The sequence below is a fragment of the Leucobacter sp. NPDC015123 genome (assembly GCF_043080205.1).
In the GTDB taxonomy this organism is placed as follows: domain Bacteria; phylum Actinomycetota; class Actinomycetes; order Actinomycetales; family Microbacteriaceae; genus Leucobacter; species Leucobacter aridicollis_A.
The window spans coordinates 107,193-131,191 of sequence record NZ_JBIBVH010000002.1; the positions used below are offsets into that span (position 1 = coordinate 107,193).

The 23,999-nt window shown below is 64.1% G+C and carries 22 protein-coding genes and 1 tRNA gene; 12 read left to right on the top strand and 11 right to left on the bottom strand.

Features of this window, described 5'->3' with window-relative positions; genetic code table 11:
• Positions 1 to 34: 34 nt before the first annotated feature.
• From ACF07D_RS04170 to ACF07D_RS04195, 6 genes are all read left to right on the top strand, one after another.
• Positions 35 to 1,075 carry a Gfo/Idh/MocA family protein gene (locus tag ACF07D_RS04170; RefSeq protein WP_391504005.1) on the top strand — a complete coding sequence of 347 codons (1,041 nt, stop codon included), beginning with the start codon at positions 35 to 37 and terminating at the stop codon, positions 1,073 to 1,075.
• Positions 1,075 to 1,902, top strand: coding sequence for an amidohydrolase family protein (locus ACF07D_RS04175; protein ID WP_391504006.1), 828 nt, complete (start codon positions 1,075 to 1,077; stop codon positions 1,900 to 1,902). Before ACF07D_RS04170 ends, ACF07D_RS04175 begins: the two co-directional genes overlap by 1 nt.
• Positions 1,899 to 2,240, top strand: a complete 342-nt coding sequence (locus ACF07D_RS04180) for an L-rhamnose mutarotase (protein WP_391504007.1) — start codon at positions 1,899 to 1,901, stop codon at positions 2,238 to 2,240. Before ACF07D_RS04175 ends, ACF07D_RS04180 begins: the two co-directional genes overlap by 4 nt.
• A gap of 26 nt (positions 2,241 to 2,266) precedes the next feature.
• A complete protein-coding gene (locus ACF07D_RS04185) occupies positions 2,267 to 3,457 on the top strand; it encodes an aminotransferase class V-fold PLP-dependent enzyme (RefSeq protein WP_391504008.1) in 1,191 nt (396 codons plus the stop codon).
• Positions 3,454 to 4,728 (top strand): M20 family metallopeptidase, encoded by a 1,275-nt coding sequence (locus ACF07D_RS04190; RefSeq protein WP_391504009.1) that lies wholly within the window; start codon positions 3,454 to 3,456, stop codon positions 4,726 to 4,728. Before ACF07D_RS04185 ends, ACF07D_RS04190 begins: the two co-directional genes overlap by 4 nt.
• Before the next feature lie 64 nt (positions 4,729 to 4,792).
• Entirely contained in the window at positions 4,793 to 5,176 is a 384-nt protein-coding gene (locus ACF07D_RS04195) for a RidA family protein (RefSeq protein WP_391504010.1), read from the top strand.
• Between the two features lie 661 nt (positions 5,177 to 5,837).
• Here the strand turns inward: ACF07D_RS04195 and ACF07D_RS04200 are convergent.
• The 4 genes from ACF07D_RS04200 to ACF07D_RS04215 all read right to left on the bottom strand — a co-directional run bounded on the left by ACF07D_RS04200 (position 5,838) and on the right by ACF07D_RS04215 (position 9,039).
• A tRNA-Arg gene (locus ACF07D_RS04200) sits at positions 5,838 to 5,910 on the bottom strand.
• A gap of 110 nt (positions 5,911 to 6,020) precedes the next feature.
• The gene (locus tag ACF07D_RS04205) at positions 6,021 to 6,773 is read right to left on the bottom strand and encodes an NlpC/P60 family protein (protein WP_255808358.1); all 753 of its coding nucleotides are present in this window, start codon (positions 6,771 to 6,773) and stop codon (positions 6,021 to 6,023) included.
• Positions 6,774 to 6,897: 124 nt separating this feature from the next.
• The gene (gene gdhA, locus ACF07D_RS04210) at positions 6,898 to 8,250 is read right to left on the bottom strand and encodes an NADP-specific glutamate dehydrogenase (RefSeq protein ID WP_391504011.1); all 1,353 of its coding nucleotides are present in this window, start codon (positions 8,248 to 8,250) and stop codon (positions 6,898 to 6,900) included.
• Between the two features lie 99 nt (positions 8,251 to 8,349).
• Complete coding sequence (locus ACF07D_RS04215; protein ID WP_119284945.1) at positions 8,350 to 9,039, bottom strand: metal-dependent transcriptional regulator; 690 nt, start codon at positions 9,037 to 9,039, stop codon at positions 8,350 to 8,352.
• Between the two features lie 161 nt (positions 9,040 to 9,200).
• Here ACF07D_RS04215 and serC point away from each other — a divergent pair, with 161 nt between their 5' ends.
• Positions 9,201 to 10,325, top strand: a complete 1,125-nt coding sequence (gene serC / locus ACF07D_RS04220; protein WP_119284946.1) for a phosphoserine transaminase — start codon at positions 9,201 to 9,203, stop codon at positions 10,323 to 10,325.
• Positions 10,326 to 10,421: 96 nt separating this feature from the next.
• On the opposite strand, the gene rlmB is transcribed toward serC, so the two are convergent.
• Genes rlmB through phoU form a run of 3 tightly spaced genes read right to left on the bottom strand, consistent with a single transcriptional unit; the run spans position 10,422 to position 13,626 of the window.
• Positions 10,422 to 11,435, bottom strand: coding sequence for a 23S rRNA (guanosine(2251)-2'-O)-methyltransferase RlmB (gene rlmB, locus ACF07D_RS04225; RefSeq protein ID WP_119284947.1), 1,014 nt, complete (start codon positions 11,433 to 11,435; stop codon positions 10,422 to 10,424).
• Positions 11,432 to 12,916: a cysteine--tRNA ligase gene (cysS, locus tag ACF07D_RS04230; RefSeq protein ID WP_119284948.1), complete on the bottom strand. Its 1,485-nt coding sequence runs from the start codon at positions 12,914 to 12,916 to the stop codon at positions 11,432 to 11,434. The genes rlmB and cysS overlap by 4 nt, the downstream gene beginning before the upstream one ends.
• Before the next feature lie 56 nt (positions 12,917 to 12,972).
• The gene (phoU, locus tag ACF07D_RS04235) at positions 12,973 to 13,626 is read right to left on the bottom strand and encodes a phosphate signaling complex protein PhoU (protein WP_391504012.1); all 654 of its coding nucleotides are present in this window, start codon (positions 13,624 to 13,626) and stop codon (positions 12,973 to 12,975) included.
• 137 nt (positions 13,627 to 13,763) lie between these two features.
• Here phoU and ACF07D_RS04240 point away from each other — a divergent pair, with 137 nt between their 5' ends.
• Entirely contained in the window at positions 13,764 to 14,876 is a 1,113-nt protein-coding gene (locus ACF07D_RS04240; RefSeq protein WP_119284950.1) for a cell wall metabolism sensor histidine kinase WalK, read from the top strand.
• A complete protein-coding gene (locus ACF07D_RS04245; RefSeq protein ID WP_119284951.1) occupies positions 14,876 to 15,568 on the top strand; it encodes a response regulator transcription factor in 693 nt (230 codons plus the stop codon). Before ACF07D_RS04240 ends, ACF07D_RS04245 begins: the two co-directional genes overlap by 1 nt.
• Positions 15,569 to 15,657: 89 nt before the next feature.
• On the opposite strand, the gene ACF07D_RS04250 is transcribed toward ACF07D_RS04245, so the two are convergent.
• Complete coding sequence (locus ACF07D_RS04250; protein WP_119285077.1) at positions 15,658 to 16,293, bottom strand: DNA modification methylase; 636 nt, start codon at positions 16,291 to 16,293, stop codon at positions 15,658 to 15,660.
• 181 nt (positions 16,294 to 16,474) lie between these two features.
• On the opposite strand from ACF07D_RS04250, the gene ACF07D_RS04255 reads away from it, so the two are divergent.
• Positions 16,475 to 16,960, top strand: coding sequence for a CarD family transcriptional regulator (locus ACF07D_RS04255; protein WP_042544077.1), 486 nt, complete (start codon positions 16,475 to 16,477; stop codon positions 16,958 to 16,960).
• Between the two features lie 250 nt (positions 16,961 to 17,210).
• On the opposite strand, the gene ACF07D_RS04260 is transcribed toward ACF07D_RS04255, so the two are convergent.
• The gene (locus ACF07D_RS04260) at positions 17,211 to 18,974 is read right to left on the bottom strand and encodes a proline--tRNA ligase (RefSeq protein ID WP_119284952.1); all 1,764 of its coding nucleotides are present in this window, start codon (positions 18,972 to 18,974) and stop codon (positions 17,211 to 17,213) included.
• Positions 18,975 to 19,002: 28 nt separating this feature from the next.
• Between ACF07D_RS04260 and ACF07D_RS04265 the strand changes: the two genes are divergently transcribed.
• Positions 19,003 to 20,520: a dolichyl-phosphate-mannose--protein mannosyltransferase gene (locus ACF07D_RS04265; protein WP_391504013.1), complete on the top strand. Its 1,518-nt coding sequence runs from the start codon at positions 19,003 to 19,005 to the stop codon at positions 20,518 to 20,520.
• 6 nt (positions 20,521 to 20,526) lie between these two features.
• Here ACF07D_RS04265 and ACF07D_RS04270 read toward each other — a convergent pair whose 3' ends face one another.
• A complete protein-coding gene (locus tag ACF07D_RS04270; protein WP_391504014.1) occupies positions 20,527 to 21,498 on the bottom strand; it encodes an NAD(P)-dependent oxidoreductase in 972 nt (323 codons plus the stop codon).
• A 67-nt stretch (positions 21,499 to 21,565) separates the two neighbouring features.
• Between ACF07D_RS04270 and ACF07D_RS04275 the strand changes: the two genes are divergently transcribed.
• The gene (locus ACF07D_RS04275) at positions 21,566 to 22,474 is read left to right on the top strand and encodes a LysR family transcriptional regulator (protein WP_255808364.1); all 909 of its coding nucleotides are present in this window, start codon (positions 21,566 to 21,568) and stop codon (positions 22,472 to 22,474) included.
• 73 nt (positions 22,475 to 22,547) lie between these two features.
• On the opposite strand, the gene ACF07D_RS04280 is transcribed toward ACF07D_RS04275, so the two are convergent.
• Positions 22,548 to 23,897 (bottom strand): MFS transporter, encoded by a 1,350-nt coding sequence (locus ACF07D_RS04280; protein WP_255808365.1) that lies wholly within the window; start codon positions 23,895 to 23,897, stop codon positions 22,548 to 22,550.
• Positions 23,898 to 23,999 lie beyond the last annotated feature (102 nt).

A 23,999-nucleotide genomic window follows, 5' to 3' on the forward strand; every position in this document is an offset into this window, starting at 1 on the left:
TTCCTCCGCATACATCACGAACGGACACCTCGCAATGACGCCCACCACACGCCCTCAGCGGGGTAACCTGATCGCCAACGGAACCCGGCAAGGCCGCATTCGCATCGCCGTCGTCGGCTCGGGCCCGTTTGGGGCGCTCCACGCGGAAACGCTCGGGCGAAACCCAGACGTCGAACTCGTCGCGATCGTCAACCACGATGGTGTTCGCGCCCGTGCGCTCGCGGACAGGCTCGGCGTCAACGCCGCATATGAGTCAGTGCAGGAGCTGCTCGATTCCGAGCCAGTGGACGGGATCACAGTCGCCACGGCAAACGCGCACCACGTCGCGCCGAGCATTGCAGCGCTCGAGGCCGGGGTGAGCGTGCTGCTTGAGAAGCCAGTTGCGCTCACCCTCGATGAGGCAGAGCGTCTGCTCGCCGCCGAGCGCGCGAGCACCGGATTCGTGTTCCCTGCCCATCTCCTCCGCTTCGCAGCTCCCTACCAAGAGCTCAGGCATCGCCTGCAAATTGGCGACATCGGTGCGCCACGGGCGCTCTCGTTTCGACGGCACCGCGGCATCGACCACGACACGAGGTTCCCCGATACGCACCCGGCTCTCATGACAATGATCCACGACATCGATCTCGCGCTCTGGTACGACGGGTCACGCCCGGTCAGCGTGACCGCTCGAGAAGTTCGGGTTGCCGGTCGCTCACAACCGACTGCCGTGTGGGCTGAGGTGCTAACCGACGCCGGTTCACTGTGGTCGTTTCAGGTGTCGTGGTCTCTTGGCGGGCGTCAGGGCGACCCCTCACTGGCGGATGCGCTCGAGATCATCGGCGATGAGGGCGCGCTCTCCCTGAGGCTCGATCCTCGGGTCCGCTCTCATTCCGAGGCCGATGAAACGGTTGATGACGTGCTGACCCCTGCAGCGGCTCACGGAGCCATGGAACAGGAGATGCGTGACTTTGCCGACGCGGTTCGACGAGGGTTGCCGCCGACAGTCGTAACGCTCGAAGAGGCCGTGGCCGGCATCCGTCTCGCCGAACAGATCGTCTCGTCGGCTGCGGCCCGCCAAGATAGTGGGCCGCGATAGTGCCCGGGAAACTCTCGCCACGGGCAGACGCGCATATCCACCTGTTCAAGCACGGGTTCTCTGGAACCAAGGCTGCGGGGGCGGAACTCACAACCTACATCGAACTGCGAGAACGATACGCGATCGACGAGGCACTCGTTGTCGGTTACGAAGGCGATACTCGGTTCGCAGGAAACAACGACTATGTGCTCGAGCTCGCCGCGACCCATCCATGGATTCGCCCAACTCTGTTTCTTGATCCGATGCGCCCGCCTTCGCCCGAGCAAATTGAATCAGACCGCGCACAGGGCGCCGTTGGCTACTCCATCTACCTGGGCTCCGATCCTGAACTCGCTGGTCTCATTCCAACGAAGACATGGGACGCGCTCTCGCGCGCCCGGTGCATCCTCAGCGTGAATGCGGCGCCAGAAGCGGTCGCGGGAGCCGACACACACCTGCGCGACGCGAGCGGGGCTTTCATACTGCTCAGCCATCTGGGTCTTCCTGGCAACCTCGCAGGTGCGCCCGTGCTCGAGACCCAGCGCCGCATAACCCCGATCGTGCGACTCGCGGACGCCCCGCACGTGTCGGTCAAGCTGTCTGGTCTCTACGCCACAGATCCTGACTTCCCGCACACCGCCGCGATTCAGGCAGCCCAGGTTCTCATCGAAGCCTACGGCCCCGCGCGCATGCTCTGGGGCTCAGACTATGCCCCTGGCCTCAGCGCTGTCTCCGACTCAGAACTCTTTGCCCTCCCCGACATCATTCGAGACGAACTGAGCGAGAGCGATTCCGCGCTCGTCCTCGGAGGCTCCCTCCGATCCATTCTGAAGGAGACACTCGCATGAATCGATTCTGCTACGTCTTCGAGCTGGTCCCTGGAAGCGAAGAACGCTACGACGCGGAGCATGCCGAGCTCTGGGAGGGAGTCGTCGAAGCCATGCGCGACGCGGGAGTCACCGACTACACGTTGTTCCGACGCGGCACACTCGTTGTCGCAGTCGGCACTTGCCTAGGGCCGGTCGCAGAAACATTCGAGCGGCTCGAGCACGACCCTGTCAACGCGGCCTGGAGCGCGCACATCCGGACACTCATGCTTGACCCAACCGACGAGAGTGGAAGCCTCCTTTTCGCCCCGGAAGTGTGGCGGTTGCCAGCTACCTCGCAAACCTCAATCAGCTCGTAAGATTCCCGACCGAAAGCAGGATCCACATGCACGCTCCTGGACAACAGCCCCTCATCGAGAGGGACGCCTTCGTCAATCTGGACGCAAACGCATACCTCTACACAGGGGCGCACTCCCCCGCACTACGACGCGTCGAAGAGGCAATCGTCTGTTCATACAGGGCAAAGAGCCTCGGCGAAGGCGGGCGAGACGTGCTGTACGCCGCGGAGGCTGCAACCCGCGCGAGCATCGCCAGGCTCACAGACCGCCCCGTAGAAGAGGTCGGGCTGCTTGGCGATGCCTCGAGCGCCTGGAGTGCGATCGCGAATGGCTGGCAGTGGTCGCCCGGCGACAACGTTGTCGTGAATGAATACGAACACCCTGCCGTGTTCGCTCCCTGGCTCAGGCTCAGGGAAGCCGGGCTCGAGGTGAGAGTAGTGCCACGGCGCGAAGATTGGTCGCTCCCAGTTGAGGATCTCGTGGCTGCATGCGACGACCGCACTGTCGCGCTCTGTGTGAGTCACGTGGGGTACATTACTGGGCTGCGGTACGATCTCGAGGAGCTCGGTATGGCGGCAGAGAATGCCCGAGTGCCCCTACTTCTTGATATCTCGCATTCGCTCGGCGTCGTGCCCACTGATCTGAGCCGTGCAGCGCTCACTGTCAGCGCATCATACAAGTGGACGCTCGGCCCGTACGGTGTCGGAATCGTCTTCTGGAATCGAGACATCCTGCCAGATTTCAAGCCTGGCGCGGTCGGCTGGCGCTCACTCAGCAACATCTTCACCGAAGACAGGTTTGAGACGCTCAACTGGAATCCCGGGGCGTCGAGGTTTCAGGTCGGAGCCCCCGCCCTCGCAGAAATCGCCGGCCTCGGCGCCGCGATCGACGAGATCCTCGAACTTGGAATTGATCGCGTCGAAGCACACGCCGTAAGCCTTGCTGCGGCAGCTGCCGCCGGGCTGCGCGAACAGGGCTTCACTGTCATCACCCCAGCCGACCCAGCGGCACACGCAGGCAATGTGTCGTTTCTCTGGCCAAATGGGGAACAGCTTGCAGCCGCACTCGCAGAGCAGGGCGTCTACGTCTGGGGCGGAGACGGGCGCGTCCGCGCGTCGTTCCACGTCATGAACGACACTGGCGACGTCGAACGTTTTCTCAGTGCGGTACAAGCTGCGACTGTGCAGTCAGACGAAACACGTGAACTACCCACACCTTTGGAAGGAAGCACCCGATGACCCAGCATCCCTTGGAAGGTGCGGCACACGCCCTCACAAGCGACCAGACTGCCGCAATTGATTCGTTTCTGGCGGAGCGCGAGGATGAGCTCATCACGCTCGTCTCAGACCTCATCGCCATCGACTCGCAAATACCACCGTATGCTGACGAGCGAGAGATCGTCGCGTTTCTCGTTTCGGTGCTTGACCGGGCAGGCCTCGCCGACGACGTCTCAATCATCGGCCCGACACCAGAACGGCCGAGCCTCATCGCTCGTGTCTCGGGGAGCGGCGGCGGTCGCTCGCTCATGCTCAACGGGCACACCGATACCAAGCCGATCGGAGAGGCCGCCCACCTCTGGCATACGGACCCGCACACCGCGACAATCGTTGATGGGAACCTCGTGGGCCTTGGCGCGACAGACATGAAAGCCGCTGTTGCCTGCATGATCCTCGCCGCACGAGCGGTGCGCGAGACCGGAGTCAAGCTGCGCGGGGACATCGTGTTTGGCTTTGTCGCCGACGAAGAGGCCGGCGCACAGCTCGGGTCTAAGTTCGTGGCGCCGAGGGTCGAGAACGTTGACGCTGTGCTCATCGGCGAGCCCAGCGGCTGGGAACACGACTGGCAGGGCATCCACCTTGTCTCCCGCGGGGTGTGCGGATTTCGGATCCGAGTAACGGGTACCCAGATGCATTCGAGCCTGTCCGACAGGATGCCGTCGGTGAACGCCTCACTGAAGCTCGCTGATCTCATGCTCCGTATCGGGTCGGAGCTTGACCTTCCATTCACCCCGCACCCACTCGGCGGTATCGGGCCCACTCTCAATACTGGCGTCATGATTCAGGGAGGCACCTACTTCGGCGTCGTTCCAGGCCAGGCCGAGTTCGCCTGCGACCTTCGCACCGTTCCGGGGCAGACCCGCGAACAGGTTGCAGCGGGCATCGAGACGTGGCTCGAGGCGTGCCGTGCCAAAGACCCAGAATTGCAGGTGGACTATGAGTTCGAGCCTGGTCTCGATTGGATCCCGTGGAGCGAACTCGAAGAAGATCACCCGCTGGTGTCTGCCGTGTCAGGTGCTGCGCGCGACGTGCTTGGCGAGGCGCCTCAGCTCGGGGTCTTCCCCGGCGGGACCGACGCCCCCTGGTTCTCACAGCAGGGTATCCCGACGCTGCCATCCTTCGGCCCGGGCACACTCACCTGCGCACACGGCCCGAATGAGTTTGTCAGTGTGCAGAGCATTCACGAGGCTGCGCGCATCTACGCGCGAGTCATCGCAGAGTTTTGCGCCTAGCGCGCACGCCGTCGCCAGAGGCGGCGACGGCACTGATCACCCACACCACAGACAAGGAAACGCAATGTCGCTCTCATTCATCAGCACCCCGAACGCCCCTGCACCTGGAGGACACTACTCGCAGGCCGCAGTGACCGACGGACTCGTATTCACGGCAGGGCAAGTCGGGCTCGACCCAGAAACTGGAACCACGTCCACAGACTTCAGGGAAGAGACTCGTCAGGCTCTCGCAAACCTTCGGGCTGTTCTCGAAGCCGACGGCCTCGGATTCGGCGACGTCGTTCGCACGATGTGCCTGCTGACTGACATTGCCGACTTCGCGGTGTTCAATGAAGAGTACGCCGCCGCGTTCGGCAATCACCGCCCGGCTCGGAGCACGTTCGGAATTGCACTCGCCGGAGGGTTCCGGGTCGAGATCGAAGCAATCGCGGTACGCCAGGGCGCCTAGTTCGTCATTCTCACCTTTCGAGGCCAGCCCGCAGTACCGTCTGCGGGCTGGCCTCTTCGGCATGGAACGGGCTGAGTTGACCACGCGCCGAGATCAGTGCAGCTGCGGTTGCCGGACCAGCCTGTGAGCCGAGGACGCCCGGCACCGGGCACGGCCACCGGGCTCGGTGCCGGGCACGACCACCGGGCACAGCCACCAGGCTCAGCCACCAGGCTCAGCCACCAGGCACAGCCACCAGGCACAGCCACCAGGCACAGCCACCAGGCACAGCCACCAGGCACAGCCACCAGGCACAGCCACCGCGATGGTACACGGTCCCTGCAAGTGCATACGAAACCCCGCCCTAGAAATCGTGTGCATTTGCAGGAACCGTGTACAGCGGATGGCGGCACAGAGCGCGCGACGGGGTGGTACCGGGCACGCGAGGCGCACGAAGCGAGCGGACTGCCCTCAGAGCGCGCGGGCCGCCCACACACCCAGCGGAGCGGGCCTCTAGCGCCACCGAACCGCCGGCAGCCGCAGACGCAGACGCAGACGCAGACGCAGACGCAGACGCAGAGGATGTTCGCAGCGGCCGAGCGCGCCCCGCAGCGGCACAACCCCGGAATCGGATGAACAGCAGAGCCTGCAGGCCCCACGGGGGGCATGCAGGCTCTAGGAGTGCCCTGGAGAGGAATCGAACCTCCGACACCTTCTTTAGGAGAGAAGTGCTCTATCCACTGAGCTACCAAGGCCGGCGATGCGCTACGGCACCGAGTATCGATTCTAGCGCACTGAACACGCCAGCCGACAAACAGAAACGGGGCGCAGCCCGAAAGCTACGCCCCGTTTGAGTGATGAGCAATTAGCTCATACGAACAACCTGAGTCGGCAGGCCGGCGTAGGTGCTGAGGCCAGCGACGACGGTGGTGCCACCGGTCCAGCCGCCGTGCACTGCCTGGCCGCCACCGATGTACACGGCAACGTGAGGAGCGCCCGGCCACATGAGCAGGTCGCCCGGTGCGAGCGCCGTCGAACCGTGTACGTAGTCGACCGACGCGCCGTAGCGGAAGAAGTCGTTCACGCCATGGTCGTAGCCGCCCTGGTCGCGGCGCTCGGTCAGACCGATTGCAGCGAGTGCGTTCTGCGCGAGATCAGTGCAGTCCTGTGAGACGCCAACCTGTGCGAGCGCTGCAGCGACGAGGCCGCTCGCGCCCGAACCGGCAGGAATCTCTGCGGCCTTCGGAGCCTCTGCAGCAGCAGCTGTTCCGGTCTTCGTCTCCTTGGCGGCTTCAAGCTCAGCGGCACGCTTCTCAGCCTCCGCGACGAGCTTCTCACGCTGCTCCTGCTCGGCAACAGTCGTGTCGACCTCGAGCGGGATGTCGTCAATCTTAGTGAGCGCGGGGCCTGCAGTGACCTTAATCGTCTGCGATTCGGCGACAGCTGCCACCGGCTCTTCCTTGTCGTTGAACGCGTATGCGGGCAGCGCGAGCGTGCCAAACATAGCGAAAGTGAAAACGGCGGCGCCGCCCACTCGTGCGATCTTCTTGACCTTCGCCTTGGACGAAGCTGCGGGTTCGGTCGCAGCTACGACCTCAGTGCTGGGCTGTGAATTCACGAAATATCTACCTTACGTTGGTGCTTATTGGCGGTCAGCATGTGACCGTTGAAGCCAAGACTTGACCAAGCCTAACCGAACATCACGAAATTGTCACGCTTAGATTACGGACCGGAATTCGGGCTTAAATGACGCCCTGTTCGAGCATCGCCTGAGCCACTGTCACGAACCCTGCGGAGTTGGCACCGAGCACGTAATCACCGGGCTTTCCGTAGCGCTCTGAGGCCGAGTAGCAGAGCTCGTGAACGTCGCGCATGATCTCGTGCAGCCGGTTCTCGCTCTTGTCGAAGTCCCAGCGCGAGCGTGCAGCGTTCTGGCTCATCTCAAGCGCAGACGTTGCAACGCCGCCAGCGTTTGCGGCCTTGCCGGGAGCGAAGAGCACTCCCGCGCCCTGCAGCAGCTCAATCGCCTCAGGTGTGGTTGGCATATTTGCACCCTCGGCGACCGCACGAACGCCGTTCTTCAGCAGGGCGCGCGCGGCGCTCTCTCCGAGCTCATTCTGCGTCGCGCACGGGAACGCAAGTTCGCCGCGCACGTCCCAGACGCTTCCACCCTCGACGTAGTGCGAGCCGGGCCGGCGTTCAGCGTACTCGGAGATTCGTGCGCGCTCGGTCTCCTTGATTTGCTTGAGCAGCTCGACGTCGATGCCAGCCTCGTCAACGATGTAGCCGCTGGAGTCAGACGCTGTGACAGCGCGGCCGCCGAGCTGCTGGATCTTTTCGATGACGTAGATCGCGACGTTTCCCGATCCTGACACGATGGCACGGCGGCCTGTCACGCCGTCGCCCGAGCGCGCGAGCATTTCTTCTGCGAAGAACACGGCACCGTAGCCCGTGGCCTCTGTACGGACCTCGGCGCCTCCCCAGCCTTTACCCTTACCCGTGAGCACGCCCGATTCGTAACGGTGTGTCAGGCGCCTGTACTGGCCAAAGAGGTAGCCGATCTCGCGAGCGCCCACGCCGATGTCGCCCGCGGGAACGTCGGTGTGCTCGCCGATGTAGTGCACGAGCTCAGTCATGTACGCCTGGCAGAAGCGCATCACCTCAGCGTCGCTCTTGCCTGCCGGGTCAAAATCTGACCCGCCTTTGCCGCCGCCAATGCGCTGCGACGTCAGGGCGTTCTTGAAGACCTGCTCAAAACCGAGAAATTTCACGACCGAGAGGTTCACGCTCGGGTGGAAGCGCAGGCCGCCCTTGTAGGGCCCGAGCGCGGCGTTAAACTGCACGCGGTACCCGCGGTTCACCTGCACTTTGCCTGCGTCGTCAACCCACGGCACCCGGAAGGCGAGCTGCCGCTCGGGCTCGACAAGGCGTTCAAGGATGCCTGTCTCAATATATTCAGGGTGCTCATTGAGCACCGGAGCCAGTGTTTCGAGCACTTCGCGAACGGCCTGGAGAAACTCTGGCTCTCCGGGGTTCCGACCTTCAACAGCTTCTAGAACAGCGCTAAGGTGCGCCTCCGACGTTGGAAGTGACAATGCTGTCTCCTCGGGGTATCAGCTCCATTGTTCATGGGCTCGCCAAAACAGGCGATATCGAACGTCCACGAAACTCCATGTACGTAGACGCCGCCTCATCTATGAGACGAAAATGTGTGCCGCCACCTCCACGGGAATGTCGATGGCATCACTGTTTCCTTCCACCTGAACTCGCACGAGGTCGCCGGTGCGGGTGAAAGAAGCCTTGTTTCCGGGAAGGACGCCAGCAGCAGCGAGCTGAGACAGCAGCTCAGGCTCGTACTGCGCGGGCTCAGCGAGGCGCCGGATCGTCGCCTCGGAAGGGTTGTGCGGCTCGGCGAGCCAATCAAGCATGCCAAGCTCGCTCGCGCTCGCTGGCGGTGCGGGACGCGCGCCAAGCTCCTCGAGGCCCGGAATGCGGTTTCCGTAAGGTGACACAGTGGGGCGGTCGAGGATGCTGAGGAGCTTCCGTTCAACCTGCTCACTCATCACGTGCTCCCAGCGGCACGCCTCTTCGTGAACGAATTCCCACTCAAGCCCGATCACGTCGGCGAGCAGCCGCTCGGCGAGGCGGTGCTTACGCATGACGCGGATCGCGCGGGCGTGCCCTTCCTCCGTGAATGCGAGCTGCCGATCGTCGGTAACGACGACGAGCCCGAGGCGCTCCATGCGTGCAACCGTCTGCGAAACTGTCGGGCCGGAATGGCCGAGTCGCTCGGAAATCCGCGCGCGCAGCGGGACGATACCTTCTTCTTCGAGTTCGAGAATCGTTCGAAGGTACATCTCGGTAGTGTCAATCAGATCCGTCAATGTATATACCCCACCAGCCGTCTGCGTAGCCCCAGCTTACGACATGTTCGTGGCGGGCTCACGCAAGAGTTCAGCCACAGGGCCGCAGTATTCGGCCAGCTGAACCAAATCGCGAGCCCGTAGATGCCGAGCAAACGCGCATTAGTCCATACAATTAGGGCATGCCCGCGATTGAACTCCCATCCTCACTCATTCCCGCAGACGGACGTTTCGGTTGCGGCCCGTCGAAGATTCGGGACGAACAGCTGTCGTTCCTCGCAAGTCTGCAGCCAACGGTGCTCGGCACCTCGCATCGCCAGGCTCCCGTGAAGAACCTCGTCGGCTCGGTCCGTGAGGGCCTGTCGTCGCTCTTCCGTGCGCCCGAGGGCTACGAGATCCTTCTCGCCAACGGTGGCGCTACAACGTTCTGGGACTCGGCAGTGCATTCTCTCATCTCCCGCCGCAGCCAGCACCTCACCTTCGGCGAGTTCGGCGCAAAGTTCGGCGCGGCCGCTGCAGCCGCGCCGTTCCTCGAGGAGCCGATCATTCGCAAGGCCGACGCTGGCTCACGCTCCGAGCTCGCGCCGCAGGCTGGCGTCGATGTCTACGCGTACCCGCACAACGAAACCTCGACGGGCGTCATGGCCGAGGTCCGCCGCGCGGCTGGCCCCGATGTCGATCCCGGCGCGCTCACAGTCGTCGACGCGACGAGCGCCGCCGGCGGAATCGATTTCGACGCCGCCGAAACCGACGTCTACTATTTCTCGCCGCAGAAGAACTTCGCGTCTGACGGTGGACTATGGTTCGCGCTCGTTTCACCCGCCGCCATCGAGCGAATCGAGCAGCAGACAAACGGCGACCGCTACATCCCCGAGTCACTCAACCTGGCAGGCGCCCTGTCAAACTCTCGCCTGAACCAGACGCTCAACACTCCTGCGCTTGCGACGCTCGCGCTCATGGACGAGCAGGTGCGATGGATCAACGAGAACGGCGGCCTGAGCTGGGCCTCAGCGCGTACCGCCGAGTCCTCAGGCGTGCTCTACGAGTGGGCCGAGCGGTCCGAGGTTGCGACGCCGTTCGTGACGGACCCGGCGCACCGGTCGCAGGTCGTCGCGACGATCGACTTTGACGATTCGATCGACGCATCGGCAATCTCGACGGCGCTCCGTGAGAACGGCATCGTCGACACCGAGCCCTATCGCAAGCTTGGTCGCAATCAGCTTCGCATTGCGACATTCACGGCGATCGAACCCGACGATGTGCGCACCCTCACGGGCGCGATCGATTACATCCTCGAGCGCCTGTAACTGGCGCCTCGCCGCTGCCCACGCACACGGGCAACACGAGAAAGCCCCCGCCATTTGGCGGGGGCTTTCTCGTCTCGCTACTTGAGCCGCGTGAAACTACTCGGTCGCCGCCTCTGCTGCGCGGAGCTTCGAAACCTCGTAGAGCGCCACAGACGCGGCGATGCCAGCGTTCAGCGACTCAGTGACCGCGGAGATCGGGATCGACACGATCGCATCGCACGTCTCAGTGACGAGGCGGGACAAACCCTTGCCCTCACTTCCGACAACGATCACGAGCGGGCGTCCCGCGAGGTCGAGATTGGGAAGGCTCACGTCGCCGTCGCCGTCCAGCCCGACGACGAAGAGGCCCTGCTTCTTCAGCTCTTTCAGCGTCTGCGTCAGGTTCGATGCGCGAGCTACCGGGATACGCGCTGCGGCGCCTGCGGAGGTTTTCCACGAGGCCGAGTTCAAGCTCGCAGTGCGACGCTGAGGAACGATGACTCCCTGTCCGCCGAACGCGCCCACTGACCGAATGATCGCGCCGAGGTTGCGGGGATCGGTCACGCCATCGAGCGCCACGAAGAGCGGAGTCTCGTCGCGGTCGAGCACCTCCTCGAGGAGGTCCATCGGGTGCGCGTACTCCATCGGAGGAACCTTCAGCACAACGCCCTGGTGAACGGTGTCGCGGTCGGTCATCCGGTCGAGCTCTTGGCGCATCACTTCAAGCACGGCGACGCCGCGGTTTGTCGCGATGCGCATGATCTCGCGCATCCTGTCGTCCATGTCAACGCGCGCGGCTATGTAGAGCGTGGTTGCGGGGATCTTTGTGCGCAGCGCCTCGAGCACTGCGTTGCGGCCGGTGACGAGTTCTGACTCGTCACTCTTGCGCTTGTTCTGCCCTTGGCCACCGCTTCCCCCGGCGCCGGATCCACCGCGCTGGTGGCGTGCCTTCGCGGCCTCATAGCGCTCGCGAGCGGCTTTCGCCTTCGCTGCGGGGTGGTACTCGCGGTCGGTCGCCTTCGGCGTGGGGCCTCGGCCCTCGAGCGCCTGGCGGCCCTGGCCACCTGATCCGACGCCCTTACCGAGCCCCTTCTTGCGTACGGCGCCTGTGCGCCCCTTCTTATTGGTCATGCGTGACTCCAGCGGGTTCCGGTCGGACTGTCTTCAAGGATGATTCCGGCTCCGGCAAGACGATCCCTGATCGCGTCGCTGGTGGCGAAGTCTTTGTTCGCACGCGCTTCGGCACGCTGTTCGATAAGGCCGACTACGAGCGCGTCGAGCGCTGTATCGGCAGCGGCGTTCCCAGAAGCCGCGCCCCACAGACTATCGCGTGGATCGAGTCCAAGCACATCGAGCATCGCAACTACCTCGATCGCGCGGTGCAGCAGGGTATCGCCGTCGCCCGCGTCGATCGCAGAATTTCCGGCACGAACCGCGTCGTGCAGCACCGCGAGCGCCTGCGGAATGGCGAAGTCGTCAAACATCGCGGCAGTGAACTCGGCGGGAAGTGACTCGGTCGTTGCCTTCCCAGCGAGCGGCGCCAGGTACAGCTGCGCGGCGGCCTCACCGGCTGCCCGATCCTCGGCGGCTCCGACAATGTACTCCTCGGCGCGCTCAAGGAACCCCTCGATGCGGTCGAAGGCGGCAGCCGCCTCGGCGAGGGAGCCGTCAGAGTATTCGAGTGTGGAGCGGTAGTGCGCAGCGCCAAGGAAGTAGCGAAGCACAACCGGGCGGGCCTCCGCGAGCAGGTCAGCCGCGAACAGCGAGTTGCCGAGCGATTTTGACATCTTCTGGCCGCCCGTGTTCACGAGGCCGTTGTGCACCCAGTGGTTCGCAAAGCCCTGCCCCGCTGCGCGCGACTGCGCAAGCTCGTTTTCGTGGTGCGGGAAGCGCAGGTCGAGGCCGCCGCCGTGAATGTCGAAGGAGTCGCCGAGGTAGCGTGCCGCCATCGCGGAGCATTCGATGTGCCACCCGGGTCGGCCGTCGCCCCACGGCGACGACCACGACGCGGTCTCGGGCTCGGTGTCGCGGTGGGCCTTCCAGAGCGCGAAGTCACGCGGATCCCGCTTTCCGACGGGCTCGGAGTCGGCGGCGTCTTCCATCTGGTCGCGCCGCTGCCTCGTAAGCGAGCCGTAATCCTCCCAGCTTGCGGTGTCGAAGTACACGCTCGCCGAGCCGTCGTTCGCCTGATAGGCGTGTCCGCGCTCAATGAGTTCGCTAATCAGCGCGACCATCTCACGGATGTTCGCTGTAGCGCGCGGCTCGTAGGTTGGGGCGAGCACGCCGAGCGCATCGTAGGCGGCGGTGAACTCTCGCTCGACGCGGTAGGCGAGCGCCCACCATTCCTCGGTGCCCCCGGCTTCGCGTGCAGCCCGCGCATTGTCGAGGATCTTGTCGTCAATGTCGGTGACGTTGCGGATCAGCGTCACATCGTGACCCGTCGCACGGAACCACCTGTACATCTGGTCATACACGAGCACACTACGCAGGTGGCCAATATGCGGCGCTGACTGCACGGTGGGACCGCAGACGTAGATGCCAACTTTGCCCGCCTGTTGCGGAACGAAGTCAACAATTGCCTGCTTGTGCGTGTCGTAGATGCGTTGTGTCACGCCACAAGCCTACCGTTTGCTGGTTCGCAGCCCACCGAATGTTTCGCCCGGGAGGGCTAGTCGAAGTCTGCTGCGATCTCGCCCGAGAAGAAGAACTGCATCTGCTTCGCGACACCGACGGCGTGATCGCCGAAGCGCTCGTGGTAGCGGCTCGCGAGTGTGGCGTCGACGAGCCCGAGCGCGTCGGCGTTCACCTTGTCGCTCAGCATCTTCGTGAAGACCTTCGCGTGCAGCTTGTCGAGATCATCTTCAAGGTCACGGATCTCAAGAATGATCGCGGGATTCTGCTCGCGGAGCAGCCTCACGACTGCCTCGGCCATCTCGACATCAAGGGCGCCCATGCGTGTAAAGACCTTGCGCAGTCCCTTCGGGATCGCACTGTCCGGGTAGCGGTAGCGCGCGAGCTCCGCGATGTGCTCTGCGAGGTCAGACATGCGCTCGAGCTCGGAGCTCATGCGCAGCGACGCGACGACGAGGCGCAGGTCGGAGGCGACGGGCTGCTGCCGCAGGAGAATGTCGAACGCGAGCTCGTCAAGGGCGAGCGCAAGCGCGTTCACCTCTTCCGAACGATCGATAACGTTCTCGGCGAGCTCCGCATCTGAGTCGCCGAAGGCAGTCGTCGCCTCGCCGATCGATGTCTCAACGAGCTCTGCCATCAGAGCGAGTCGCTCCTGCAACTCACTCAGCGACTGCTGAAATACTGCGCGCATGATGTCCTTTCGTGGCCAACCTCTTGCGTTCTTACTTTCCCTGTCTCCGGTGAACTGTCCGTCACTACAAGGTAAACAGTGAGCGAACTCTTCACTACCCAGTGCGCGGATGGTTCGCTCCCGTTTACGATGAAGACATGCTCCAGCTTGCTGAGCTCCCCCAGAGCCATGGCCTTCCCGAGACTGCAACCGCAATCCTCGACGGACTCGACGTCTTCGCTGTCATTCTCGACCGTTCACTCACAGCTGTCTATGCGAACGACGTCGCGCGCCGGAGCGAAAGTCCCACCGAGCTCGGCCTGTTGCGCACGCTTGAGTTCCGCAAGCGCGCGACGAGCGTCTTCGAGAGCGGGATCCCGTCGCATCGCGACCCCAAGCCTGCGGACCCGGGTGCCCCAGTGCGCACGCACGTCGTTCGTATCGAGGGCGACTTCATCGCCGTCATCGCAGAGGATCTCGCGGAGGAGCAGCGGCTCACAGCCATGCGACGCGACTTCATTGCGAACGTTTCGCACGAGCTGAAGACCCCGATCGCCGCTGTCGGACTCCTCGCTGAGGCGGTGAAGGAGGCTGCCGACGATCCGGATCTGGTGCGCGAGTTCGCGGCGAGCCTCGTGAAGGAATCGAAGCGTCTCGCCGATCTCTCTCGCGACATCATTCAGTTGTCAGAGGCGCAGTCGACGCTGCGTCCCGAGCTCCTCGAGCCTGTCGACTTGCGCGCCGTAGTCGATGAGGAGATCGACGCGCACGAGAGCTTCGCGGAGCGCCGCGGCGTCGACCTGTTCTTCACTGACAGCTCAAACCCGAAGCGAACCTCCGTAATTCAGGGGCGCGCAAGCGCGATCGAGAGCTCGATCGCGAACATTCTGAGCAACGCGATCAGGCATTCACCTCCCGGCGCGACGGTCAGGATCAGGATCGCCCACAAGAAGCGTCACTTCACTGTCACCATCACCGACTCGGGCCCCGGAATCGCCGAGGAACACCTTGAGCGGATCTTCGAACGGTTCTACCGCGTCGACGGCGCGCGCAGTCGCGAGGACGGCGGTACTGGGCTTGGCCTGAGCATTGCCAGGCACTCGCTGCGCGCGCATGGCGGCGACGTGACTGTGCGCTCCACGCCGGGCGAGGGGGCCCGGTTCACGCTCTCATTCCCACTCAACGACATCCCGAAGAAGAAACGCGCAAAGCGTGTGAAGCGCACGCGCAAAGCCCTCAAGCAGCTCACAGACACGAAAGGACGCGTCTAGTGTCCCCAAGCATCCTCCTCGTCGAAGACGAAGAGTCAATCTCGAAGCCGCTCGCGTTCTTGCTCGAACGCGAGGGGTACAGCGTGACGGTCGTTGCAGACGGCAACGACGCTGTGCGTGCGTTCACCACGGACGGCGCCGACCTCGTGCTTCTCGATCTCATGCTGCCGGGGCTGCCCGGCACCGAGGTCTGTCGCGAGATCCGGCTCCGGTCTCAGGTGCCGATCATCATGCTCACCGCGAAGGACAGCGAAATCGATATCGTTGTCGGCCTCGAGCTCGGCGCCGACGACTACGTCACGAAGCCATACTCAACCCGCGAACTGCTCGCCCGCGTGCGAGCTGCGCTGCGCAGGGCCGTGCCAGCTGAAGAAGCTGCGGAAGAGGAAGACGGGGGTGCGCTCGAATCGCACGGCATCCGCCTGGACACTGACCGCCACACGGTGACGGTTCGGGGCAGTGAGATCGCAATGCCGCTGCGGGAGTTTGAGCTCCTCGAGCTCCTCATGCGCCACAGCGGACGCGTGCTCACCCGCGGTCAGCTCATTGACCGCGTCTGGGGCAGTGACTACTACGGCGACACGAAAACTCTCGATGTCCACGTGAAGCGGGTCAGGTCACGCATCGAGGAGGAGCCGGCGCAGCCAAAGCTCATCTCGACTGTCCGAGGCGTCGGCTACCGCTTCGGGTAGCCGACACACAGCAGCCACAAAGAAAGGCGCCCCGCGAGATTCACTCGCGGGGCGCCTGTCGTTCGCGCAGTCTTCGCGCTACAGCCGTGTTAGCCGGCCTTGCTCGTGAGCGCCTCGGCCGCCTCAGCGGCGACGCGGGTGGTGAACTCCTCGACGGTCTCGCCGGCTTCCTTCGCCGCGGCAGCAAGCTCGTCCTCGGTCATCTTCGCGAGGTCGGCAACGGAGATCGTGGGAACGGCGCCAGCGCCCTCGGGCAGCACGTAAGCCTGGTACTCCTTGAGCGTGCCATCGAGCAGCGGCACGTACTCGACGAGGTCGCCCGTTCCGTTGATCGTGAAGTACGTCTTCACGGTCTGGCCAGCCTGCAGCCCGTCGAGCGGGGTGACGAGCAACTCGTCGTCGCTGTCGGGGTTACCGAACGAGGTTGTTCCCTCGGGGGCAACGAAGTCGATAGTCGCGTCAGCGGTGTCGCTCGTCATGTTGAGCGACACGTTGGCCGGAGCGCCGGTCTCGTTGACCGCAGTGAAGACGAGGTTGAAGTTCTCGCCGGTCTCGTCAGCGACGAGCATGATGTTGCGCAGCGCAACTCCGTCTGAGGTGACCTGCACGCCATCGCTCGGGGCGTACTCGACGCCGGTAGCGTTGTGCGCGATCAGGCTGCACCCGCTCATGCCGAGCGTGAGCGCTGCTGCAAGTGCGAGTGAAGCGGCGATCCGATTCTTCAAGAGGGCCTCCGAGCCGTGTATGAACTGAAACGTGCGCGCCCGAAGCACGCAGACCTGCTTCAATACTATCCCTCGCGGGGAGTGCTTGCGACCTGCTCCGCGACGAGTCGCAAGATACACCAGCTTCCGGAGGGAGAGCTGTGGTATTCTAGTGGTTGGATTTACACCAAGGAGCAACTCGATGCAATTTGAGGTCGGAGAGACCGTCGTCTACCCCCACCACGGCGCAGCCAAGATCATCGAGGTGAAGAAGCGCAAACTCGGTGGCGAGGAGAAACTCTTCCTGAAGCTTCAGGTCGACCAGGGCGACCTGACAATCGAGGTCCCCGCAGAGAACTGCGATCTCGTCGGCGTTCGTGATGTGATCGATCAGGAGGGCCTCAAGGAGGTCTTCGAGGTGCTGCGCACCCCCTTCACCGAGGAGCCAACGAACTGGTCACGCCGGTTCAAGGCGAACACTGAGAAGCTCGCTTCGGGCGACGTCATCAAGGTATCTGAGGTCGTTCGTGATCTGTGGCGCCGCGACCAGGAAGTTCGTTCGCTGTCCGCTGGCGAGAAGCGCATGCTCGCGAAGGCTCGTCAGATCCTTGTCTCCGAGCTCGCACTCGCCGAGAAGACTGACGAAGAGAAGGCTGGCCTGATCCTCGACGAGGTTCTCGCCTCGTAACCCAGGTTTCGCGCTCCCGCGCTGATAAGGCCCCGACGTGCTCTGCACGCCGGGGCCTTGTCATGTGTTGGGCGGGGTGAGCTGCAGGCTCGTCCCGCTCACTCAATCAATACACACAGAGATCTGCAGTCCGTATGCGACCTCCGCGGGCGGAAGGCATACGAACTGCAGATTTCTAGTGGGACGGCCGACTGGTCAGTGGCGTTGGTTCGGCAGCGTTGGACCAGAAGTGTTGGCCCAGTGGCCGGCCCTAGGCGAACAGGCCAGGAACCTCCGCGAGCGCGACCTTGTCCTTCGTCCCAGCGGCGCGATCCCAGACCTCGGCGAAGCCCTCGGCCGCGTCTCGACCAACCACAACCACGCGCGGCACGCCGAGCAGCTCGGCGTCGCCGAACTTCACGCCAGGCGACACCTTGGGTCGATCGTCGAACAGCACATCGACTCGAGCGTCGGCGAGCGTCGCAACGAGATCCTCGGCGATTGCAAGCACCTCTGGGTCCTTGCCAGTCGCGACGACGTGCACGTCAAACGGTGCAATGGCCCGCGGCCACACGAGCCCGCGCTCGTCGTTGTTCAGTTCAGCGAGCGCAGCCATGATGCGCGTGACGCCAATGCCGTAGGAGCCCATAGTGACAGTGACAAGCTTGCCATTCTCGTCGAGTACCTTCAGGCCAAGCGCCTCAGCGTACTTGCGCCCGAGCTGGAACACGTGTCCAATTTCCATGCCGCGCGCGGTCTCAATCGGACCTGAGCCGTCGGGTGCGGGGTCACCCTCGCGCACCGTAGCGATCTCTGCGACGCCGTCAGCGGTGAAGTCACGCCCGGCGACGAGATGCGCGACGTGCTTCTCGTCCTCGTTCGCGCCCGTCACCCACGAGGTGCCGGCAACGACGCGGGGGTCGAGCAGGTACTTCACCCCAGTCGATCCCTCGAGGCCGAGCACGGGTGCATCAGCGAAGCCGGGGCCGATGTAGCCCTTCACGAGGCCCGGGTGCTTCGCGAAGTCAGCAGCCGTTGCGGGCTCGACCTCGCAGTTCGGGAACGCGACCTCGACACGCTTCATGTCCGCATCTCGGTCCCCCGGGATGCCGATGACGACGAGCGAGCGCTCGCCTTCGAGGTCGGTCACTGCGAGCACAACGTTCTTCAGGGTGTCCGCGGCGGTCCATTCGCGGCCGTCCTCGCGGGGCATCGTCGCGTTCACGTGTGCGACGAGCGTCTCAATTGTCGGGGTATTCGGCGAATCAAAAACGACAGCGGCAGGCTGGCCCTCGATTGGCAGTGCCTCGGGAACGGGAGTCTCGTAGGCCTCGACGTTTGCAGCGTATCCCCCTGCCGAACGCACGAACGTGTCTTCACCGATTGCGATCGGCAGCAGGAACTCCTCAGAGCGCGAGCCACCCATCGCCCCAGCGTCGGCCGAGACGATGACGTACTCGAGGCCGAGCCGCGTGAAGATGCGCTCGTATGCGTCGCGCTGCTTCTGGTAAGCGGCGTTCAGCCCCTCGTCGGAGACGTCGAAGGAGTACGCGTCCTTCATTGTGAACTCACGGCCGCGCAGCAGCCCCGCGCGGGGACGCGCCTCGTCACGGTACTTGTCCTGGATCTGGAACAACTGCAGGGGCAGGTCCTTGTAGGAGGTGACGATGTCCTTCACGAGCAGTGTGAAGGCCTCCTCGTGTGTGGGGGCGAGCAGGTGGTCGGCACCGTGCCTGTCTTTCAGACGGAACATGTTGTCGCCGTACTCTTCCCAACGGCCAGTGAGCTCGTAGGGTTCGCGCGGCAGCATTGCCGGGAAGTGAACCTCGTGAGCGCCGGCCGCAGCCATCTCCTCGCGAACGATCTGTTCGATCTTCGCCTTCACCCGGAGGCCGAGTGGCAGCCACGCGAACACGCCCGGTGATTGGCGGCGGATGTAGCCCGCACGCAGCAGCAGTTTGTGGCTCCGCGCTTCCTCGTCAGAGGGGTCTTCGCGCAGAGTCTTGAGAAAGTATGAGCTGAGCCGTGTGATCACTCTCCCATGCTAGCCGTAGGCTGAGCGTATGCCCGTCAGTTTGCGCAGGCGTCCACGCGTATTCGCCGCCGTTGGCGTCTTCGCTGTGCTCGCCGTCGCCGCGGTACTGCGGTTCTGGGCGCTGGGACGGCCTGGCACGCTCGTCTTCGACGAGCTGTACTACGTACGCGACGCGATCACGCAGCTCGCACACGGTTATCCGACCACTTGGCCCGACGATGACCCGGCGATGGCTGTTCGTTTCACTGACGAGCCATCGTTCGCGGTGCACCCGCCGCTCGGCAAGTGGATCATCGCGCTTGGCGTTGCGCTCTTCGGCGATGCATCAGGGTGGGGCTGGAGATCAGCGGTCGCGCTGACGGGGGTCGCGACTGTTGGCCTCACGATGCGCCTCGGGTGGCGGATCAGCAGAAGCGTCGGCGTCGCGCTCTTCGCGGGCCTGTTCCTCGCGATTGACGGCGTGCACGTTGTGCTCAGCCGGGTAGGCCTCCTCGATGGGATCTTGACGTTTTTCGTCGTGCTTGGGGCCCTCTTCATGTGGCGCGATCACGAGTGGGTGAGTGACCGGAGTAGGCTCACCCGCGGCGGACTGCCGGTGCTCTGGGCTCGACCGTGGCTCATCGCAGCCGCCGCCGCGTTCGGCTGTGCGGCCGCGGTGAAGTGGTCCGGACTCTATCCGCTTGCCGCGCTTCTGCTCCTCACCGCGGCACGCGACGCAACCGTGCGGTTCTCGGTCGCATGCGAGGCGCGTCGCCGACTCGGCTTGACGGCTGACCTCAGCGCACAGCAGCACGCGAACTACGCCAGGGCAACCGGAACCGCGCTCCTCCAGGCGCTCGCCACTGGCCTGCTCGCGATCCCTATCGCCGTTGCCGTCTACGTCGCGAACTGGTTCGGTTGGATCTTTACGTCGGGCGGCTGGGGCCGGGACTCGGGGTGGCTGACTGGCCTGTGGCAGTACCACGTCGATATGTTCGCCTGGCACTCCACTCTGTCGGCTCCACACCCCTACCAGGCACACCCACTCACCTGGCCTCTCGGTCTTCGCCCAACGGCGATGTACTTTGAAGCCCTCGACAGCGGTCTCGTGCAGTCGATCACGCCGATCCCGAATGCACTCATCACGTGGGGCGGCGTCGCCGCGCTTGTCGTGCTCACCTGGTGGGTGCTCCGCGCACTCCGCACTCCAACGACCCTCGTTCGCTATCGGCCCATCGCGGCCCGCGGCGCTTACGCTGCCGCCTTCGTCGTCGTCTGCTACCTGTCGGGCTGGCTGCCCTGGGTGCTGACGTTCTCCCGGTCGGCGGTCTTCCAGTTCTACGCGGTCGTGCTCACACCCTTCTCAGCGCTCGCACTCGCCCTCGTCGTTGGCGTGATCTGCAAGCGTCGCGGCTCGCACGAGGAAACCTCGGGCCGCCGAATGGCTGTCGCGCTCTTCGTCGCGACAGCCATCATCTTCGCGGCACTGTTCTTCCCTGTCTGGTCAGGGATGCCGATCCCTGAGGGGTTCTGGCGTTGGCACCTGTGGATCCCGAGCTGGGGGTAGCACCCGCTACCTCTCGTCTGGGGTGTAGCCAGCTACCGCGCCGTCGGGCGAGGAGTACTTCACCACGAGACTCGAGTCTTTATGCCCGAGGCCCTCGGCGATGAGGCGGTCAAATTGAGCCATGGCAACCTGCGCGCCGGGAAGCGCGACACCCAAGTCTGCGCCGGCCTGCACCGCGAGCCCGATATCCTTCCTCGCGAGCTCGGCGCTGAACGTCGCGTCGAAATTCTGGTTTGCTGCCGCGCGTTCGACGATGCCAGGCACCGGGTACCACGTCTGCTGCGCCCACGACCTGCCTGAGGAGGCCGAGACGACGTCCCAGAAGACCTGTGGGTCGAGGCCGAGCTGGAGGGCAAGCTGTGAGCCCTCTGCGCACGCCTGCTGAGCGATGAAAAGCATCATGTTGTTCGCGATCTTCGCCGCAATGCCGGTCGTCGGCCCGCCCGTCGCGAAGATGTTGCCCGCCATCGGCTCGATGAGATCGCTCACGCGCGCGACGTGGCCCGGGTCACCGCCGAGCATGAACGCGAGCGTGCCGTCTGCAGCGCCCGCAGTGCCGCCCGAGACGGGCGCGTCGACGAACGCGAATCCGCGCTCCCGCGAGCCCGCGTGGCACCATGTCGACGTCTCAATGTCAACTGTCGAGGAATCAAACAGCACAGCGCCCTCCTGCGCGTTCTCCCAGACGCCCTCGGCGCCCGCATACACGTGCCTGACGTGTTCGCCCTTCGGCAGCATCGTGATCACCGCATCGGCGGAGGCGACGGCCTCGGCGACTGTGGCCGCCGGCGTCACGCCCGCCGCCACAGCCTGCTCAAGCGCGGCCGGGCTCGGGTCTACCCCGACCACAGTGTGTCCCGCCGAAATGAGGTGCGCGCTCATTCGCGACCCCATGTTTCCCAACCCAATCCAGGCGATTGTTGCCATCGTGTCCTCCTTGACGTCTCTGGTGCTGGCTTCAGCCTGCCCAAGGACCAAGTGAGAATCAATACACAGAGACGACCCTTTCTTGCAATCGCTCCGTGCACTGACGCACAATGGCGGCATGCGACATCTTCGACCCGACCTCCAGCCAGAGGCGCTCATGACGTTCCTCGCGGTCGCCCGCCTTGGACGGTACACCGCGGCCGCAGACTCGCTTGGCATCAATCACTCCACCGTCTCCCGCCGGCTCGCGGCGCTCGAGGAGAGCCTCGGCGAGCGCGTTCTCGTTCGCACCCCGACCGGCTGGGAGCTGACCGATCTGGGGCATCAGGCAATGCTCGCTGCGGAAGAGATGGAGGCGGCCATCGGACGACTTGCCGCGCATGACAGCCCAAGCACAATCTCGGGCCTCGTTCGGATTGCCACCCCCGACGCGTTCGGCTCCGCCTGCGCGATTCCCGCCCTCGCACGGGTGCAAGAGAACCACCCAGACGTCGCGTTCGAGGTCATTGCCGCAACGCAACGCGTGCGGCAGCACAGGTCAGGCGTCGACATCGAGATAGTGGTGGGCAAGCCCGAGGTCTACAAGGCGTCGGCGCTGCGACTCTCCGGGTACACACTCGCGCTCTACGCGACCGATGACTACCTCGGGACATACGGCGAACCGCTCGCGCTCAAGGACCTCTCGGAGCACCGGCTGATCTACTACGTGGAGTCTGCGCTCCAGGTCGACGAACTCGATGCAGCACACCAGCGGCTCCCCCTCGGCAAGCCAAGCATCAGCTCGACGAGTGTCTTCGCCCATGTGTCGGCGACGCTCGAGTCCGCAGGAATCGGGATCCTCCCTGACTACCTCGCCGAACAGCACGGCGCGCTTCGACGGGTGCTCCCCACCGACTATGAGCATCGGGTGGACTACTGGGCAGTCGTGCGAGAAGAAGGATTTCGCAAGCCGGCAGTCGCACTCACGATTCAGGCGCTCGTTGACTACGCCGCCCCGAATCGGCCGGCGTCTGCCCAGAACGGGTGACCTTGGGTGTCAGCTGAGGCCCATCCTCAGCTGACACCACCTGGCAGTGCGCAGCTCGCGCTAGGCTGCCACGTCAGGCGAACCGCGCGCGGTCGGCGTTGTCGAGCTGCTTCAGGTCAATACCCTTGGTCTCCCGCAGCGACACCACCGCAACCAGCGTCACGACGCATGCCGCCGCGAGGTAGACAGCGACCGGTACGCTCGACCCTGTCCTCTTGAGCAGCTCGGCTGCGATGATCGGGGCGATAGAACCAGCCACGATCGAAGTCACCTGGTAGCCGAGCGAGACCCCTGAGTAGCGCATGCGCGTCGGGAACATTTCGGCCATGAGCGCCGGCTGCCCGGCGTACATCATGCCGTGACACAGAAGGCCAATGACGATCGCAATGACGATGGTCACCGTGTTTTGTGTGTCAAACATCGGGAAGGCGATGAACCCCCACCCCGCGGAGAGCACGGCGCCGATCCCGTACACCACACGCCTGCCGAGCGAATCTGCGAGGCGCCCGATCAGCGGAATCGCGATGAACTGCACGGCGTGCGCGATGAGCAGGAACCCGAGGATCGGGGTCGTCTCCATTCCAACGTGAATCGAGAGGTAGGTGATCGAAAAGGTGACGACGAGGTAGTACATGATGTTCTCGGCGAACCGAAGACCCATCGCCGTGAACACCTGGCGGGGGTAGTACCGAAACACCTCGACGAGTCCGTTCGTGCGCTTCTCGGCGACGACCTCGATCGCCTGCGACTCGGTGAAGATCGGCGCGTCTGTGACCTTCGTTCGCACGTAGTAGCCGACGGCGACAATAACGACAGAGAGCCAGAATCCGATGCGCCAACCCCAGGACAGGAACTGGTCAGCACTCAAGACACCCGAAAGCACCCACAACACGATTGTCGCGAGCAGGTTGCCAAGTGGCAGCGCTGCCTGCGGCCAGCTCGCCCAGAAGCCACGGTGATCCTTCGGCGCATGTTCGGCGACGAGCAACACGGCGCCGCCCCACTCCCCGCCGACGGCGAACCCCTGGAGAAATCTCAGGGTGACGAGCAGCGCCGGGGCCCAGTAACCGATCGTCTGGAATGTCGGCAAGCACCCCATGAGAAACGTGCTGAGTCCGACCAGAATGATGGCGACCTGCAGCAGCTTCTTACGACCGTACTTGTCACCGAAGTAGCCGAACACGACACCGCCGAGCGGGCGGGCGACGAAACCGACGGCGTAGGTTACGAACGCGGCAATTACCCCGTCGAGCGGCTCGTCGGTCTGCGGAAAGAAGATGAGGTTGAACACGAGCGTCGCCGCTGACGTGTAGAGAAAGAACTCGTACCATTCGACGACGGTTCCCGCCATCGAGGCAACGACGACTCTGCGCAGCGCCCCGAGTTTCCCGGTGGGTTCGGTGCGTGAAGAATCCGCTGACATTGCTACCTCCTTGTAGCTCAGACACTGACTAACTTGATGCGTCCCCCGGGATGTCAATGCTGCTCGTTCCGCCACGCCCCTGCAACGGCTCTTCCCGCACCA

Excerpts from the sequence above, each read along its gene's own strand:
- ACF07D_RS04170 (WP_391504005.1), top strand. The coding sequence starts at position 35 with ATGACGCCCACCACACGCCCTCAGCGGGGTAACCTGATCGCCAACGGA.
- ACF07D_RS04180 (WP_391504007.1), top strand. The coding sequence starts at position 1,899 with ATGAATCGATTCTGCTACGTCTTCGAGCTGGTCCCTGGAAGCGAAGAA.
- ACF07D_RS04185 (WP_391504008.1), top strand. The coding sequence starts at position 2,267 with ATGCACGCTCCTGGACAACAGCCCCTCATCGAGAGGGACGCCTTCGTC.
- ACF07D_RS04190 (WP_391504009.1), top strand. The coding sequence starts at position 3,454 with ATGACCCAGCATCCCTTGGAAGGTGCGGCACACGCCCTCACAAGCGAC.
- ACF07D_RS04195 (WP_391504010.1), top strand. The coding sequence starts at position 4,793 with ATGTCGCTCTCATTCATCAGCACCCCGAACGCCCCTGCACCTGGAGGA.
- serC (WP_119284946.1), top strand. The coding sequence starts at position 9,201 with ATGCCCGCGATTGAACTCCCATCCTCACTCATTCCCGCAGACGGACGT.
- rlmB (WP_119284947.1), bottom strand. The coding sequence starts at position 11,435 with ATGACCAATAAGAAGGGGCGCACAGGCGCCGTACGCAAGAAGGGGCTC.
- phoU (WP_391504012.1), bottom strand. The coding sequence starts at position 13,626 with ATGCGCGCAGTATTTCAGCAGTCGCTGAGTGAGTTGCAGGAGCGACTC.
- ACF07D_RS04240 (WP_119284950.1), top strand. The coding sequence starts at position 13,764 with ATGCTCCAGCTTGCTGAGCTCCCCCAGAGCCATGGCCTTCCCGAGACT.
- ACF07D_RS04255 (WP_042544077.1), top strand. The coding sequence starts at position 16,475 with ATGCAATTTGAGGTCGGAGAGACCGTCGTCTACCCCCACCACGGCGCA.
- ACF07D_RS04265 (WP_391504013.1), top strand. The coding sequence starts at position 19,003 with ATGCCCGTCAGTTTGCGCAGGCGTCCACGCGTATTCGCCGCCGTTGGC.
- ACF07D_RS04275 (WP_255808364.1), top strand. The coding sequence starts at position 21,566 with ATGCGACATCTTCGACCCGACCTCCAGCCAGAGGCGCTCATGACGTTC.
- ACF07D_RS04280 (WP_255808365.1), bottom strand. The coding sequence starts at position 23,897 with ATGTCAGCGGATTCTTCACGCACCGAACCCACCGGGAAACTCGGGGCG.